The sequence below is a fragment of the Chitinophaga sp. LS1 genome (genome assembly GCF_034274695.1).
Taxonomy (GTDB): domain Bacteria; phylum Bacteroidota; class Bacteroidia; order Chitinophagales; family Chitinophagaceae; genus Chitinophaga.
In genome coordinates, this window is sequence record NZ_CP128362.1 from 5454824 (window position 1) to 5468511 (window position 13688).

The 13688-nt window shown below is 43.2% G+C and carries 17 protein-coding genes; 4 read left to right on the forward strand and 13 right to left on the reverse strand.

From position 1 onward, the window contains the following. Positions 1 to 117 precede the first annotated feature (117 nt). The 7 genes from QQL36_RS22445 to QQL36_RS22475 all read right to left on the reverse strand — a co-directional run bounded on the left by QQL36_RS22445 (position 118) and on the right by QQL36_RS22475 (position 5432). On the reverse strand, positions 118 to 1311 hold the full coding sequence (locus QQL36_RS22445) for a DUF3570 domain-containing protein (RefSeq protein WP_083729631.1): 1194 nt from the start codon (positions 1309 to 1311) through the stop codon (positions 118 to 120). A 9-nt stretch (positions 1312 to 1320) separates the two neighbouring features. Continuing rightward, the gene (locus QQL36_RS22450) at positions 1321 to 1545 is read right to left on the reverse strand and encodes a DUF4266 domain-containing protein (RefSeq protein WP_083729632.1); all 225 of its coding nucleotides are present in this window, start codon (positions 1543 to 1545) and stop codon (positions 1321 to 1323) included. Continuing rightward, entirely contained in the window at positions 1542 to 2498 is a 957-nt protein-coding gene (locus tag QQL36_RS22455) for an FAD:protein FMN transferase (RefSeq protein ID WP_083729633.1), read from the reverse strand. Before QQL36_RS22455 ends, QQL36_RS22450 begins: the two co-directional genes overlap by 4 nt. Next, on the reverse strand, positions 2482 to 2925 hold the full coding sequence (locus QQL36_RS22460) for a thioredoxin family protein (protein ID WP_083729634.1): 444 nt from the start codon (positions 2923 to 2925) through the stop codon (positions 2482 to 2484). Before QQL36_RS22460 ends, QQL36_RS22455 begins: the two co-directional genes overlap by 17 nt. 256 nt (positions 2926 to 3181) lie before the next feature. Beyond that, positions 3182 to 4111, reverse strand: coding sequence for a helix-turn-helix transcriptional regulator (locus QQL36_RS22465; protein ID WP_321566842.1), 930 nt, complete (start codon positions 4109 to 4111; stop codon positions 3182 to 3184). A gap of 89 nt (positions 4112 to 4200) precedes the next feature. Next, the gene (locus tag QQL36_RS22470) at positions 4201 to 4611 is read right to left on the reverse strand and encodes an ester cyclase (protein WP_083729635.1); all 411 of its coding nucleotides are present in this window, start codon (positions 4609 to 4611) and stop codon (positions 4201 to 4203) included. A gap of 146 nt (positions 4612 to 4757) precedes the next feature. Then, positions 4758 to 5432 carry a porin family protein gene (locus QQL36_RS22475; RefSeq protein ID WP_083729636.1) on the reverse strand — a complete coding sequence of 225 codons (675 nt, stop codon included), beginning with the start codon at positions 5430 to 5432 and terminating at the stop codon, positions 4758 to 4760. Between the two features lie 180 nt (positions 5433 to 5612). Here QQL36_RS22475 and QQL36_RS22480 point away from each other — a divergent pair, with 180 nt between their 5' ends. Then, positions 5613 to 5789, forward strand: a complete 177-nt coding sequence (locus QQL36_RS22480; protein ID WP_179091325.1) for a hypothetical protein — start codon at positions 5613 to 5615, stop codon at positions 5787 to 5789. 132 nt (positions 5790 to 5921) lie between these two features. On the opposite strand, the gene QQL36_RS22485 is transcribed toward QQL36_RS22480, so the two are convergent. From QQL36_RS22485 to QQL36_RS22495, 3 genes are all read right to left on the reverse strand, one after another. Continuing rightward, positions 5922 to 8219 carry a TonB-dependent receptor domain-containing protein gene (locus QQL36_RS22485; protein ID WP_321566843.1) on the reverse strand — a complete coding sequence of 766 codons (2298 nt, stop codon included), beginning with the start codon at positions 8217 to 8219 and terminating at the stop codon, positions 5922 to 5924. A gap of 135 nt (positions 8220 to 8354) precedes the next feature. Continuing rightward, positions 8355 to 8804, reverse strand: a complete 450-nt coding sequence (locus tag QQL36_RS22490) for a cupin domain-containing protein (RefSeq protein ID WP_083729638.1) — start codon at positions 8802 to 8804, stop codon at positions 8355 to 8357. Positions 8805 to 8844: 40 nt separating this feature from the next. Beyond that, complete coding sequence (locus tag QQL36_RS22495; RefSeq protein ID WP_321570576.1) at positions 8845 to 9012, reverse strand: hypothetical protein; 168 nt, start codon at positions 9010 to 9012, stop codon at positions 8845 to 8847. On the opposite strand from QQL36_RS22495, the gene QQL36_RS22500 reads away from it, so the two are divergent. Beyond that, the gene (locus tag QQL36_RS22500; protein WP_235643974.1) at positions 8971 to 9210 is read left to right on the forward strand and encodes an NAD(P)/FAD-dependent oxidoreductase; all 240 of its coding nucleotides are present in this window, start codon (positions 8971 to 8973) and stop codon (positions 9208 to 9210) included. The genes QQL36_RS22495 and QQL36_RS22500 overlap by 42 nt on opposite strands. 1 nt (position 9211) lies before the next feature. On the opposite strand, the gene QQL36_RS22505 is transcribed toward QQL36_RS22500, so the two are convergent. After that, on the reverse strand, positions 9212 to 9703 hold the full coding sequence (locus QQL36_RS22505) for a sigma 54-interacting transcriptional regulator (protein ID WP_321566844.1): 492 nt from the start codon (positions 9701 to 9703) through the stop codon (positions 9212 to 9214). A 17-nt stretch (positions 9704 to 9720) separates the two neighbouring features. Between QQL36_RS22505 and QQL36_RS22510 the strand changes: the two genes are divergently transcribed. Together QQL36_RS22510 and QQL36_RS22515 are read left to right on the forward strand one after the other, a co-directional pair. Then, the gene (locus QQL36_RS22510; protein WP_321566845.1) at positions 9721 to 10257 is read left to right on the forward strand and encodes a transposase; all 537 of its coding nucleotides are present in this window, start codon (positions 9721 to 9723) and stop codon (positions 10255 to 10257) included. A 187-nt stretch (positions 10258 to 10444) separates the two neighbouring features. Continuing rightward, positions 10445 to 11047, forward strand: a complete 603-nt coding sequence (locus tag QQL36_RS22515) for an IS3 family transposase (RefSeq protein ID WP_321566846.1) — start codon at positions 10445 to 10447, stop codon at positions 11045 to 11047. Positions 11048 to 11104: 57 nt separating this feature from the next. Here the strand turns inward: QQL36_RS22515 and QQL36_RS22520 are convergent, their stop codons facing one another. Continuing rightward, positions 11105 to 11857, reverse strand: coding sequence for a hypothetical protein (locus QQL36_RS22520; protein ID WP_083729640.1), 753 nt, complete (start codon positions 11855 to 11857; stop codon positions 11105 to 11107). Between the two features lie 240 nt (positions 11858 to 12097). Next, positions 12098 to 13546: a hypothetical protein gene (locus QQL36_RS22525; RefSeq protein WP_083729641.1), complete on the reverse strand. Its 1449-nt coding sequence runs from the start codon at positions 13544 to 13546 to the stop codon at positions 12098 to 12100. Positions 13547 to 13688 lie beyond the last annotated feature (142 nt).

Consider the following 13688-nt stretch of genomic DNA (forward strand, 5'->3'; position numbering starts at 1 on the left):
GCACGCTGTAACTGAGAAGGCTTGCGCTGGAAAACCGGCCTTCTTATAAGAGGTAATTGCTTTGCAGGAAATATCTAACAATAAATGTTTGCGGGTGAACAACTCCACCCGCAAACATTATTTAAACTTCAGATTCAACGAAACAATATTCGCCTGCAACCCATTAGTTTGCGTATAATGCCCATACCTCAATTCCAGCATATTAAAATGCTGCCAGCCAAACACTCCATGTGGTGGTATCATACGTATTCCTGCACCAAAGAAATGACTGTCAAAACCAGACAAATCATAATTGCTGGTATAATACTCATCCGCACTGGTATGCGCCTGATAGGCTGCAAAGTATTTCGTACCCACCTGATGATTATACCTGTAAAAAGGCGTAAGCGAATAAAATGGCGACAACTTCACAGAAGTCTCAAGACTCGCAGTATGCGCGGTGATGTTCCAGTTATCATGGTAATACCGATAATACCCCCGCAGCACTACTTTATCCCCCAGGAAATAGTTTGCCCGTATCCCTAAAGGTATTTTCAGCCTGCTATCTGGTAATTTCTCCACATGCACACTATTATCATTGAAATACACCCTATGAAAAGGTAAGCCAAGATAACCGGATTGATAAATTACATCCATCAAAAACATCAGCTGGAACCGGGAGTTAACAATCTGTGACCATGACACGCTGCCACTATAGGTTTTCCTCCCTGCCGTAGCGTAGTCATCATGTTCTCCATAACTGCCATCTGTTCTCAATTCAATAGGATATATCAGTTTCAGGTTATCCTGGTAGGTTTGCAGTTTAAGCGAGAATTCTCCCATTTTATTATGTGTCTTCTGTGCGAACAACAGGTTTGCACCGATAGACTGATAGTCAAATTCATGAGAGAAAGATACTCCTGCACCTAAGGTCGTCCCATTTTTATTCTCCATTTCCCAGGATACAGATGGGTAAAACCGCGTATCAGCAGATGAGGCAGAAGAAATCGTTTTAGGATCTATTTTGTCAGACGAAGCAGAGGTGTAGTGATCAATTCCCAGTTCTACATTCCAGGTATGCTTACGATCACGTTTGTCATATTTTGAAAGTGTGACCTGTATGGAATTGGATAGATCTGTTAGGTTTTGTGTACCAATACCACCCGTCACCGCTGCATGATCACCATCCTGATGATAGTAGCTGGATATGATATTTACTTCTTCCAGTTGTAATGTCCGGTTTTTGTAGGTGCCGGAATCGGCAGGCGTTTGTGCATGCGCATACAATATACCTGCGAACATTGCCAGTATAGCGAGGTTCAGTTTTTTCATATAGCTTGTTTAGTTACAACCACATCCACCGCCGCTTTTAGCTCCATTAGCCCCGGAGGCACCTTCCCGGTAAGATTCGAAACTCAATTCTGTTTTTTCCACTTTGCGGTTGCCCAGCGTCATCTCACCATCATTCAGGCGATTCTTCTGGTATTCTTTGACGGTTGTACAAGAAGCCAGTAGGGTAGCGGTGATGCTACCCAGCACTATTAGCGTACAGGTTGTTTTAATCATTGAAGTTGGATATTATCTGAAGTAAATATTTTATTCTGGTTGTCGATAATGATACAGGCAATCTGTTTAATCTGGTTAATCATATTCAGGCCGGCCCTGATACCCATGATCATCACGGGGGTGGCCATGGCATCGGCTATTTCAGCATTGGTGCTGATAATGGATACACTTTTGATGCCTGTGACAGGTAGTCCTGTTTTCGGATCAATGGTATGTGAATACTTTTTCCCTTTTATGATTACATATTTTTCATAATTGCCGGAGGTAGCAATTGCCTGATCAGAGATGTTGAGATAAGAGAAGGGATGGAGTGTGCTATCTGGATCTGCAATACCTACGGTCCAGGGGGTGCCATCCGGTTGTGTGCCCCAGGCAGTCAGATCCCCTGCTGCATTGACGATACCGCTGTATACACCTCTCTGGCGCAACAATTGCTTCGCGCATTCTGCGGCATACCCTTTTCCTATACCCCCAAAACCAATACGCATGCCCTTCTTTAGTAGCATGACTTCATTTGTTTCAGGGTTGACCCATATATTCCGGTAATCGATCAGCTTAACCATTTCCCGGGCAGTATCCGGATCGGGTAATGTAGTCATTTGCTGATCGAAATTCCACAGACTTTTATCTACAGATCCGTAACTCAGGTCAAAGGCTCCTTGTGTAATACGGGAGATTTTTGCTGCCCGCAAAATTAATTCGCAGACTTCCCTATCTACTGTTACAGGCTGGATACCGGCATACCGGTTGATCATGGATGTCTGACTTTCTTCATTAAAGGTGGTGAGCAGGCGTTCAATACGACGTATTTCTTCAATGGCAGCATGGATGTGTGCCGAGGCTTTTTGCTCATTTTCGCATACAACCGTCAGCTCGAAACGATTGCCCATGAGTTTCAGTACCTTTCTGTATACCTTTTCTGTCAGGCATACAACATCATTTTCCTGTAGCATGGAAGGTGTTTTTAAGCTGATCGACAAAACCTTCTGGTGTAGTATTGGGAATCCCTTCCCAGGTCTTTAATACCTTGCCATTTTCATCGAGTAACAGTGTGTAAGGAAAATGGCCTTCTGGATTATATTTGTCCGCCAGGCTATCATTTCGCTTTTGTTGTTCCTTACTTAACTGATTCTTTTTTGAACGGGGGAAATCTGCATTAAGTAATACTAATTGCTGATCGGCAAAGGTTAGAAAGGCAGTATTATTAAAAAATTCATTTTTAAGGCGGATACATGGACCACACCAGTCAGATCCCGAAAAGTTTAATAGAATCAGGTGGTGATTGTTCACGGCTGTCTGTCTGGCCTTTTCAAAATCTGTTTCCCACACGGGGGTGGTAAATGTCCATAGGCATGACAATGCAATTAGCAGTACTTTCATATTATTAGTGCCATTTTGCTTCCTTATCTGATGGCAATACGAAGTAAACAGATATGGTGTGAAAAGGTTGTTAAAGTCTTGATTTTAAGGTAATTTTAAGAAATTTATTTTTAGAATATGAGGGATTGTTTTGTAAGCTGTGAATAGCTGACAATCAGGGGGGATTTTGCAAAGGTGAGGGGGAATTCTGTAGAGATTCTGGAAATTCTTTTATATATAGGAGAATAGGAACCCGGTTGGGATGATATTATAATCATTACTGTCTGAACGACTCCCGAAATGCCAGCGGCGACATCCCCGTTTTCACTTTGAAAATTCTACTGAAAGACTGCGGGTGCTCAAACCCCAGTTCATAAGCAATCTCACTAACTGACAATGTTGTTGTTGATATCCGTTCTCTTGCCACTGCAATCAATTTATCCTGAATATGCTGCTGGGTATTCCGCCCTGTTGCTATTGTCAACAATGTACTGAGATAATTACGGGAAAGATGCAATTGGTCGGCGATCTGCTGTACCGTTGGCACGCCGGAACTGAGAAGTTTTGTACTGGAAAACGCTTCTTTCAGCAGATCGTCTAATCGTTCAAGCACCTGGTGATTCGCTATCTTACGTGTCAGGAACTGTCTGTGATAAAAGCGGTCGGCGTAGTTGAGTAAAGCCTCTACATGGTTGATAATAATATGCTGACTAAACTGATCCATATTCGCCTGATATTCCTGCCGGATATTTTGAAGAATGCTTACGATGGTCGCTTCTTCCTTGTCAGATAAGAACAATGCTTCGTTTACTGAATAGTCAAAGTAATCATATCTTTTGATACCTTTTGCCAGTGAGGTATGCCAGAGAAAGTCAGGATGGATCAGGAGCATCCATCCCTTTACTTCATTGCTGTCACCTGCCGCATCCTGCCCCATGCCAAATACCTGTCCGGGAGCCATGAAATAGAGAACGCCTTCGTCAAAATCATAGCGGTGTTGTCCGTATTTCAGATTCAGATTGAAATTCCGTTTGAGCGCGATCACATAAAAGTCAAATACCATGGATTTGGAGACTTCCAGAAACTCTGCATTGACAGCTGTTAATTCCAGCACACTGATCGATGGGTGCATGGGCGGCGGAAATTTTCTGAGTCGATGCAGTTCGCTGATGGAATGGATGCGAACAGGTGATGTGTTTTTCATCATTTAAAGCTATGTAGTTTAACGGCTTTTAAATTTGTTACAGGCAGGAAGGTTCATGTCCTTTCTGTATACCCAGAGGATGCCCATCCCTATCAATGGCCTTTCAACTTCCCTAACGCCATCCCCATATTACTCTGTACCCAATGCTCTGCATACTTTCCATCTTCTATCCTGATAATTTCAATTGCTTCAAAGCTAATCGGCTCACCTGTTGCTGCGATCCCAAATAAATCCCCGCTATGGGTACCGCTAATCAGCTTATGGGTAACCACCAGATCATTCTCTGCAATCTGCCTTAATTTAGTCACTTTTATATTTGATAACCCCGCATGCAGTGCATTCAAAAAGTGATGAAAACTATCTTTTCCATTTGGCATACCCGATTGAGCTGCATGGTTAATCACCTGGTCAGATACGAGTTCATCCATCGCAACAGTGTTATTTTGCTCAATACAAACAGTGTCAAAATGGGAGATGAGTGCCTTGTTTTTTTCTACATTCATGATTGTGATATTTGATTACAAAGGTCCGGTTCAGCCAGTAGAGGGACATAACCGGATGTAAGGAGTTTGTAACCGGATGTATGAATGTAATAAAAACAACAAAGGCGGTCTCACCTGAGACCGCCTTTGTTTACAATAGCTATTTATTAGAAACCGCCGAAGCTAATTCCCACTGTATATGCCTTTACAGCATAAGTATTATTGGATTTGAATATATTGTTCAGTGCATAAGTGCCAAACAAGGCATAGTTGCCCCAACCAATCCTCGCTGTACCTGCAAACCGGATGGTATTAAACCAGTACTTGCTGCTTTCCACTTCTGTAACGTTGTGGCCTGTCTGGTTATTGACTAAACGTGTATGTGCATTCAGCAGATAACCGGTTTTTACACCTACAGCCACTTTGAAACCTTTGTTGAGATTGTCCTGGCGTTGATGGAAACGCAGTTCCAACGGAATTTCAAGGTAAGTAGTCGCCATCTTGGAATGCTTGTAATTATCTGATGCCGTTCTGGATGGTGATGTCGTATTGGTGATATCGATCTTTTCTTTACTAAAGTAATAATGATCAGAACCTATTCCCAAACCGGCACCGAGACTGAATTTACTTTCGCTCAAAGGAATATCATACATGAGCGCGACATTGAGGGTTCTGTTAAAGCCCATATGAAGGGAAGAGGCACCGGTACCGTTCATATTCACATAACCAGCCTGGATAACCAGGTAATCTGCTGATTTCGCAACAGCACTCTTCAGTGAGCTTTGGGCGAAGGTTGTGTATGAAATACTGAGTAACCCAAATGCTAAGATGATTTTCTTCATGTTTAAGTATTAGTCGATTGTATTTGCCTCAAGCAGGTGTTTGAGACGCCGAAGATAGAATTTATTGAAGAGTTAACCAATAGGTGCCCTCAACCCGGGAAGAAATCTCTGGTTAGCGGCGACAAATGTTCATGCTGCACCAGTGTATTGGTCGGGGTAACCCCCAATTTTGTAGATAAAATGCGTGGTCCGACAGAATGGATTTTCAGGATTTGTAGTATGGATGGGTCCAGTAAGCCCCAATTGGGTAAGGCCATCCGCATTTCTGCAAAAACCGGCGCATGGCTTGCAGGACATGGCATACATGATGATGGTTTTGCCGAAAGATCTGCCGGACAGTACATTTTAGGAAATTGATATAGAAATGTTAAAATTTATCAACTTGCAAAAATTAAGGGCTTTGAGCGTCCTTTCGGTAAGTGCTATGTATTGGCAAAGGATAATTAAAGGTATTATGGCAGCTATCCTTTGCTATAAAGAAAATTATCCTTACATGGCAGGCGGGTTATTTAAATAATCCTCCCCATGCTCCTTCTCTTTCTTGAATTGCAGCTTTCCAAACTTGTAGGTCATACTGATCCCGAATGAACGATAAGGCACCATACGCAGGTAAGTACCTGTGTAGTTCGATGTACTGAGCGTTGTGAGCTGACGGATGTACTGATTAAAAGGATTTGTGGCTGTCAGACCAATGCTGGCGTTCTTGTGCCAGAATAGCTTTCTGAAAGCCACTGTATAATTGATTACCTGCGGTACACGTCCCTGAATGCTGTTCCAGGCAGAACGATATTCGCCAAAGGCTTCGGCTACGAGGTCTTTTGGGAAGGAATAGGCCGCGTTTACATTCAGGCGCCAGCTGAGACCATCGGTTTTATTGCCATTATCCAGGTGATTCACCACGTGCTTGTTGATCACCATCAGGTTCTCCCGGATATTCAGGTGCTTTGTAAGGGGCAGAGAGCTGGTGAGGATCAGGCCTGTATTGTATTCTTCACCTATGTTTTGGCGGGTGGTGACGGTAACATCTTTATAAATTGAATCACCAACCGCGTAGGTAGCATAGTAGGCGGTATAGGTCTTGAGGTCATTGGTATTGATCCTTTCCATAATTCCTACATAAATGTTGCCCCCTGATTTGAAATTGCGGCTATAACCCAGTTCTGTATTATTGCCTATTTCTGGTTTCAGGTAAGGATTCCCCATGGTAATATTGTAAGGATCGCTCAAATTGACAAAGGGGTTTAGTTCCTTGTCAGGGCGTTCTATACGGCGGGTGAAGGCCAGTTTGATGCTTTGATCTTCGCCTATTTTACGCGAGATATTTACAGCAGGCAGGAATTCACCATAAGAAGGGATATTGCCCATGACGATAGTGGTGTATTCATACCGGCCACCGGCTACCACATCATAGTTATGGAAGAGAGAGAACTTAGCAGAAATATATGCGGCGTAGATGTTCATTTTGTAGTCGAATACATATGACTGCGTTGTATCCGGGATAGAAGTGGCTGTGTTGTTGAAATGATGGAGGATCACTTTGGCGCCACTTTCGAAGGATAAGTGCTGATTAACCTGGTGCGAATAATCTACGGAGAAGTTATGTTGTAAGTCAAGACCGGGGGTCCAGCTATGTGTTTCACCCTGTACAAAACTGGTATATGGACTACCGCTACTGCCACTGTAGAGGAAGTAGAGATCTCTGCCTTCTTTTTTAAATTGTTTGCGATAGCCAAGGTTCCAGTCCAGAGAGCCGGTGTGGTTACGGGTATCGGAGGTGAAGTAGATATCACCGGGTTGCTGGTAAGTGCTGGCAATGGAGCGGTTACCGAAGTAACTATAGGAAAGACCACCGGTCAGGTTGCCATAGTCAAAGCCAAAGCCTGTCTGGTAGCCTTTTCTGCTAAAGTCGGTATTTGTTTCCTGCGTCATCTTCGTTTTAGTATCGAAGGTGTAGCGGGTGCGGGTAGAAGGGGTGTGGGACGTGAGTTGTTCGTTGCCGCTGAAGAATACATTCATCCCGAATTTATTCTTCCTGAAGTTCAGGTTTACAGCGCCGTTTTCCAGCCGGGTGCCTGCGCTGAGGGAGACGTTGCCATTCATACCCTGCATAGGGTTGTCTTTCAGGATGATGTTGATGATGCCGCCTGTGCCCTGTGCATCGTACTTTGCACCGGGGCTGGTGATGGCTTCAATGCTTTTGATCTGACTGGCGGGAATGGCGGCCAGAGCGTCGGCCAGACTGTTGCCAAACATGGAAGAGGGTTTCCCATTGATGAGGAAACGGATGTTTGAATTACCCTGTAGTTCTACATTGCCATCGATATCGACAGTGACCTGTGGTACCTTTTTGAGTACATCGGTGGCCACGCCGCCCTGTGAGGTGATGTCTGTAGCTACGTTGTAAACGATGCGGTCGGTTTTGTTTTCGATAGTAGGGGCGCGGGAAGTGACCACTACCTCATTGAGGGATTTGCCGCCAGCGACCATGTATATAGTGCCCAGATCCAGGGGAGCATTGATGCCTTTTAGTTCCTGACGGGTATAGCCGATGAAATCAATGGTCAGGTTATATTTCCCTTTTTTCAGGTTGTTGACTTCAAAGGCTCCCTGGTCGTTGGCGACGGTGCCATTGATGGTTTTACCAGTGGTTGGGTCATTTATAATAATGGTGGCGTAGGCTACTGGTTGGTGATTGTCTTTGTTCTGGACAAGGCCTTTTATTTTATTTTGTCCTGATGAATAAGTCCATTCTAATAGTAAGATTGCTAAGACCAGCGATAACTTCATATGCACATTTTGAATTTGCTGGGGCAAACTTAGAGGGGTATTCTGTAGAGATACTGTATTGTTTGAAAATTGTTAAATTGACAGGTTTTATTTTGGTTTCAGTCCCAAAGGTGCTACTATAGTAAGGATGGCGACCTATTTTTCCCAATAATCCGGCGGCAGCAGCACTTGCCCATATTTATTCGAAATGGCTTCCAGTTTGCTGATATCTCCGTGGGTGGCCTCCGCTTCTTCAAAAAACTCATCCAATCCGCCGGGAACGACTGTGCACCAGAGGCGGGCTAATTTATCCGATTTGTTTTTAAAGTTATGTACTGCTCCGCCTTTGGGAATGACGATTGTGGTTCCTGTAGCAGCGGTCACAGTGCCATTTGCAGTGGTAAATTCGACTTCTCCTTCCAGTACATGGAATGATTCATGGAAGTCTTTATGCGCATGTGGGTTAGGGCCTCCACCGGGAGGAACGACCATTTCTATGACTGCATATTCATGGTTGGTATCCTTGCTGGAGATAACGATACGGTAGCTACCGCCCATGATGGAGAGCGTTTTGCCGGATTGGGGGGAGATGAGTGTAGGTTCCATATTATATAAAGAAGGTATGAACAATTTTATGTAAGCTATGTTATTTTATCCGTGTTTCCTCAGGATTCATTACACAATATAATAACCAAAACATGTCCACACTACATGCAATCGCATCCGTAGCGATGGTTATCTGCGACAACGTCATGGTGATAACTGGCTGGCGGTGGGTGATGCCGCGTTTGCGTATGACCCGGTTTCTTCGCATGGCATTATTTCAGCGATGGAAAGCGGATATTATGCCGGACATGCAATTGCAGATCATTTGAATGTTAATCCTGATGCATTGAATGCGTACGATTATGTGATCAGTCAGGCTTTTTCAGTGTATATGGACATGCATGCTGCCCACTATGCGATGGAAGGCCGTTGGCGTGATCGTACATTTTGGGCAAGGAGAGGGTAGCTTATTGCATGTATTCTTTTTTTATGCCCAGTTTTTTCATTTTTGATTTTAATGTAGATGGTGGCAGATTGAGTATTTCGGCAGCAGCACCCGGGCCCCATATTCTGCCATTGCATTTTTTTAATATGGTGATGATATAATCCCTTTCATTTTCGGCGATGGTTTTTATCACTGATTCTTCCGTGTGTTTTTTTTTCTGTTGTTCAAGGAAGAGGGTACCGGTGTCAGCTCTTTCAAAAATGCCGGTTCTCTTTTCATGGGCGCCGGTAAATGCACCTTTTTCGTGACCGAATAATTCTGATTCGATCAGGGATGCCGGTAATGCAGCGCAGTTGAGTTTTATAAATGGCTTTCCTTTCCGGAGAGATAGGTTATGGATGCTACTGGCAATCTTTTCTTTGCCAGTGCCGGTTTCGCCTAATATTAATACGGGAGGTACCCGAATAAAACGAGGCCGTATCTTATAATGGCCTGCCCCCAAAAAGTTAGACACTTTTTGGGGGCTTTTTTATGAAGTACAGTATTAAAGAAAAACTGAAAGCAGTAAAAAGTGTGCTTTCAGGAAAAGAGACCACCTTATCAGCAGGTCGCAAGCTAGACGCAGGCGAAAAAACGGTTCGGCGATGGGTTAATCACTACAGAGAACGTGGTGTTACCGGTTTAAAGCTTCATAACGGCAGTTATGATGGGAACTTTAAAGTCCGGGTTGTTCAGTATATGTTGAAAAACCATTTATCTTGCATGCAGACTGCCATACAGTTTGGTATACCAGGTGATGGTACAATTTCAAAATGGTTAAGCAGATACGAAGCACTAGGAGCTGAAGGCTTATTCAAAGATGGTAGAGGAAGAAAGCGATCAATAATGGCAAAGAAAACCAAAAAGGTCAATAAGAAAATAACTGGATCTGTAGAAGATCGCCTCGCAGCACTGCAAGCGGAGAATGAATATTTGCGCGCAGAAAATGCATTTTTAAAAAAGTTGGACGCCTTAATTCAGGAAGATCAATCCGCCCAAAACAAGCGGCAAAAGCCATCAGAGAGTTAAGGCAAGAATACAAGCTGCAATTATTATTAAAAGCGGCGAGGATGGCACGTAGTACTTTCTACTATTATTTGAAGCAACTTGATCAACCTGATAAATATGCTTCATTAAAATCAGCAGTAATATATATATATATATATATATATATAAGACATAAAGGTAGATATGGCTACAGGCGGATAAGACAGTATTGAAGATTATGAAAATGTGCGGACTTAAAAGTCTCATAAGAAGGAAAAAATATAAATCGTACAAAGGACAACAGGGGAAAATAGCCAGCAATCTGCTCAATCGAAATTTTAAAGCATCCAGGCCCTACAAGAAGCTAGTAACCGATGTAACAGAATTTGCGGTAGATGGAGCTAAACTTTACCTTTCCCCCATTATGGATCTATATAATGGTGAAATTATAAGCTATAATCTCTCTGAGCGGCCAGATTTTGCACAAATAATGGATATGCTTCACAAAGCATTTGTTAGGATCCCTGAGAAGGCCAGGCCAATTTTACACTCAGATCAGGGATGGCAGTATCAAATGAGGCTTTACCAGGGCTACCTTAAAGGTAAAAAAGTAAAAATAAGTATGTCCAGAAAGGGCAACTGCCTGGATAACGCAGCAATGGAGAGTTTCTTTAGTATATTGAAATCAGAATTATTCTACACGAGAAAGTTTGATTCAATATCAACACTGAAACGAGAAATAATAAAGTTTATAGACTATTATAATAATGACAGAATCAAATTAAAACTAAACGGCTTGAGTCCTGTCAACTACCGAACTCAAGCCGCTTAATTAAAATCTAAAGTGTCTAAACTTTTGGGTGCACGTCATTTTGATACGGCCTCTCCATTAGAATTTAATATTCAGTTTCTGTGAAACGAGCTTGTCATCTTTATAATATTCGAAAAACCATTCCCCGTTTTTTCTAAATACAATTCCTTTTGCTACACCATCATCGGCAATAAAATTATCCGGTTGTGAGGTTTTGAGTAAGGTCATAATTTTTTTAGGAGAGGTATCGATTAATTGGTAACCGTTGGCGTTAGCCTGCGCGTATAATACGTCTTTATTTTCAGCGAGGGTAGCAGGTGTGGCGGCAGTGAGCACGGGAGCAGTGGTAGCAGTAGTAGCTGTTGGTGCAGGTACTGTACTGGCCGCTATTGGTGCTGCGGTGCTATCATATTTATATTTTGCATTATTCAGCGATACAAAGGCATTTCTTACTGCTTCCATATAGGCGGCCAGCCATTCTTTCTCCCTACTTTTGCCTTCTTCACTTTTATAAACAATATTGCCCTGACAATCTTTTAATATCAGGGTGATGCCGGTGGCTAAGAATTTCTTCTTTTCTATAAGGTCTGCTTTCAGTGCATTACATTTATTGTTGGCAATATCTGCAGGCAATGCATCATCGGCCATGTAAGTCTCGAATCCTATGCCTTCCAGCAATGATTTGGTAAGTATGTTTATTCCATACTGATTTTCCGTTTTAAAGATATCAAAGCGCTCAGGCACCAATACGTATTTGTAATTATTGATGGTGGTTTGAGAACGGGCTGTAATGGCAAAGGTCATTGCCAGCAACAAGGTCATTAGTTTCATATATATTGATTCTTAGGACGAATATAAACAAAAGGTGCGTGACATAAACAGGTTCCTGAAGAGGTTGCCGTTTTCCTGATCCTCATGGGTGAATACTTTTCACAGTTTTTATATGAGAATTTCCCGGCTGGTATCTTATTTGAATGAACGAAATACGATGGAATTGTAAAAGGATGGTGTGTTGATTGACCCGGGGGGAGCCTTGATGGCAGAATTTTTATTGTAGGAGTCAGGTAATGCTTAATGAAGCATTACCTTATTTTCAAATTGGATGAATGCGCTGTCCAGTTGTCCGAGTTTCCGCTCCTTTATATCCGGTTGTAAGAAGCTGTAAACAATGCTGTTTCTTACTATTGCTTTGATATCATTATAATGTAGCGAAGGGTACCTGCTGGCCAGCAAAATATATTGCTCCGTTAAGTCAGTGCGTAGTACACCTGCATCGTCCGTGCTGATGACGATGGGTACTTTGTGTGAATGATAAAACAGTATAGGATGTTGGTCATTTTTTACATGCAGGATAAATTCATTGCTGCTCAGGTTGATCTCTACCGCTACTTTCCGCTCACGCATTACGTCCAGCAGTGGAATAGACGCAGCTTCATGAGCGATGTCTACACCATGTCCAATGCGTTGCGCACCTGCTATTAGCACAGCCTGGGAGATGTGATAACGGAGTAGTTCCGGACGCACCATTCCCGCAGCCAGCTCACCGGCATGCAATGAATACCTGATGTGAGGAAAGTGTCGGTGCAGGTGAGCAAACATGAGCATATGCAGACTATAATCCCGCATGGATATCACACCATCCTCCGGAGAAACCAGGTTCACGCCTACAATCAGAGAGTCCATGCTGGCGGCCTGAAAGGCGATCAGCAGTTTTCGGTATACGGTTAATGGTTGTTCGTTCCGGTTGCCATGTAGTTGATAACGTAGCATAAATACGCTATCGTCAATGGCGGCCTGCTGGTGGAGCAGGTCCTGGTGGTAACAGAATTTTTTGGCAGTATTGGTGATACCTGCTTTTAGCAGTGCGGCATATACCTGATTGAGTATATTAAATACGTTGGTACTATCTGATAATGAGGCGCCGGTCAATGATTTTTCCCATGCCTGTCCTGCGGGTAGGCGGATAGCGGTGTCCGGGGCACCCAGCATAGTTTCGATATAGGTTACATTTTCGGCGAGGGCGCGTTGTTTAAACTCCTGCATGCCTGTTTTCATATCATATCTTGCCACTGCACCAAATCTGGAAAAAGTAGAGAAGAAGTGCTGATCACTGGGACCGGCAGCGGCATCATAGTCTTTGATGGATGCTTTGCGCAGAAATGCCTGTTTGAGGGAGTCAAACCGGGATTCAGTACTTAGGGTGGCAAAGTGTATCCAGGGGGCTTTGTGCAGGGCGCCTGCGGTGTCTACTTCTATGGTATAGGGTTGCATCCAGCCGTTACTTTCCGTTAATACGTTCCAGTAAGTTTCCCCGAATATGGCCCCGGAGAAATGATGGTGCAGATCTGCTCCTTTGGGCATGCCTGTTAGAAATGCAGCCAGTGAAGATGGATCATGACGGATCTGCTCAAAATAGTCATTGACATCTTCGGTGTTCCGGTGTTGTTGTGAGCCATCCGTGAAGGCCGTGATAGCAAGGATGCAGGAGAGTAAAAAGTGGTGTTTGCGCATGATGATCATATCAGTAATTTAGTTAAAAACCATTACCGCTTTACAAATAAGCAACTTTATTCTTATTTGAGAGGGTTAAATTTTAAAATTAATGTTCAAATCCGAACATTTCGGTTAACCGAAACCGGACACATTATATTATATCTTACTT

What these genes read in the sequence shown, in the direction of transcription:
- QQL36_RS22445 (WP_083729631.1), bottom strand. Translation starts at nt 1,311, where the DNA reads ATGAAAAAACTGAACCTCGCTATACTGGCAATGTTCGCAGGTATATTG.
- QQL36_RS22450 (WP_083729632.1), bottom strand. Translation starts at nt 1,545, where the DNA reads ATGATTAAAACAACCTGTACGCTAATAGTGCTGGGTAGCATCACCGCT.
- QQL36_RS22455 (WP_083729633.1), bottom strand. Translation starts at nt 2,498, where the DNA reads ATGCTACAGGAAAATGATGTTGTATGCCTGACAGAAAAGGTATACAGA.
- QQL36_RS22460 (WP_083729634.1), bottom strand. Translation starts at nt 2,925, where the DNA reads ATGAAAGTACTGCTAATTGCATTGTCATGCCTATGGACATTTACCACC.
- QQL36_RS22465 (WP_321566842.1), bottom strand. Translation starts at nt 4,111, where the DNA reads ATGATGAAAAACACATCACCTGTTCGCATCCATTCCATCAGCGAACTG.
- QQL36_RS22470 (WP_083729635.1), bottom strand. Translation starts at nt 4,611, where the DNA reads ATGAATGTAGAAAAAAACAAGGCACTCATCTCCCATTTTGACACTGTT.
- QQL36_RS22475 (WP_083729636.1), bottom strand. Translation starts at nt 5,432, where the DNA reads ATGAAGAAAATCATCTTAGCATTTGGGTTACTCAGTATTTCATACACA.
- QQL36_RS22480 (WP_179091325.1), top strand. Translation starts at nt 5,613, where the DNA reads ATGCGTGGTCCGACAGAATGGATTTTCAGGATTTGTAGTATGGATGGG.
- QQL36_RS22485 (WP_321566843.1), bottom strand. Translation starts at nt 8,219, where the DNA reads ATGAAGTTATCGCTGGTCTTAGCAATCTTACTATTAGAATGGACTTAT.
- QQL36_RS22490 (WP_083729638.1), bottom strand. Translation starts at nt 8,804, where the DNA reads ATGGAACCTACACTCATCTCCCCCCAATCCGGCAAAACGCTCTCCATC.
- QQL36_RS22495 (WP_321570576.1), bottom strand. Translation starts at nt 9,012, where the DNA reads ATGCGAAGAAACCGGGTCATACGCAAACGCGGCATCACCCACCGCCAG.
- QQL36_RS22510 (WP_321566845.1), top strand. Translation starts at nt 9,721, where the DNA reads ATGAAGTACAGTATTAAAGAAAAACTGAAAGCAGTAAAAAGTGTGCTT.
- QQL36_RS22520 (WP_083729640.1), bottom strand. Translation starts at nt 11,857, where the DNA reads ATGAAACTAATGACCTTGTTGCTGGCAATGACCTTTGCCATTACAGCC.
- QQL36_RS22525 (WP_083729641.1), bottom strand. Translation starts at nt 13,546, where the DNA reads ATGATCATCATGCGCAAACACCACTTTTTACTCTCCTGCATCCTTGCT.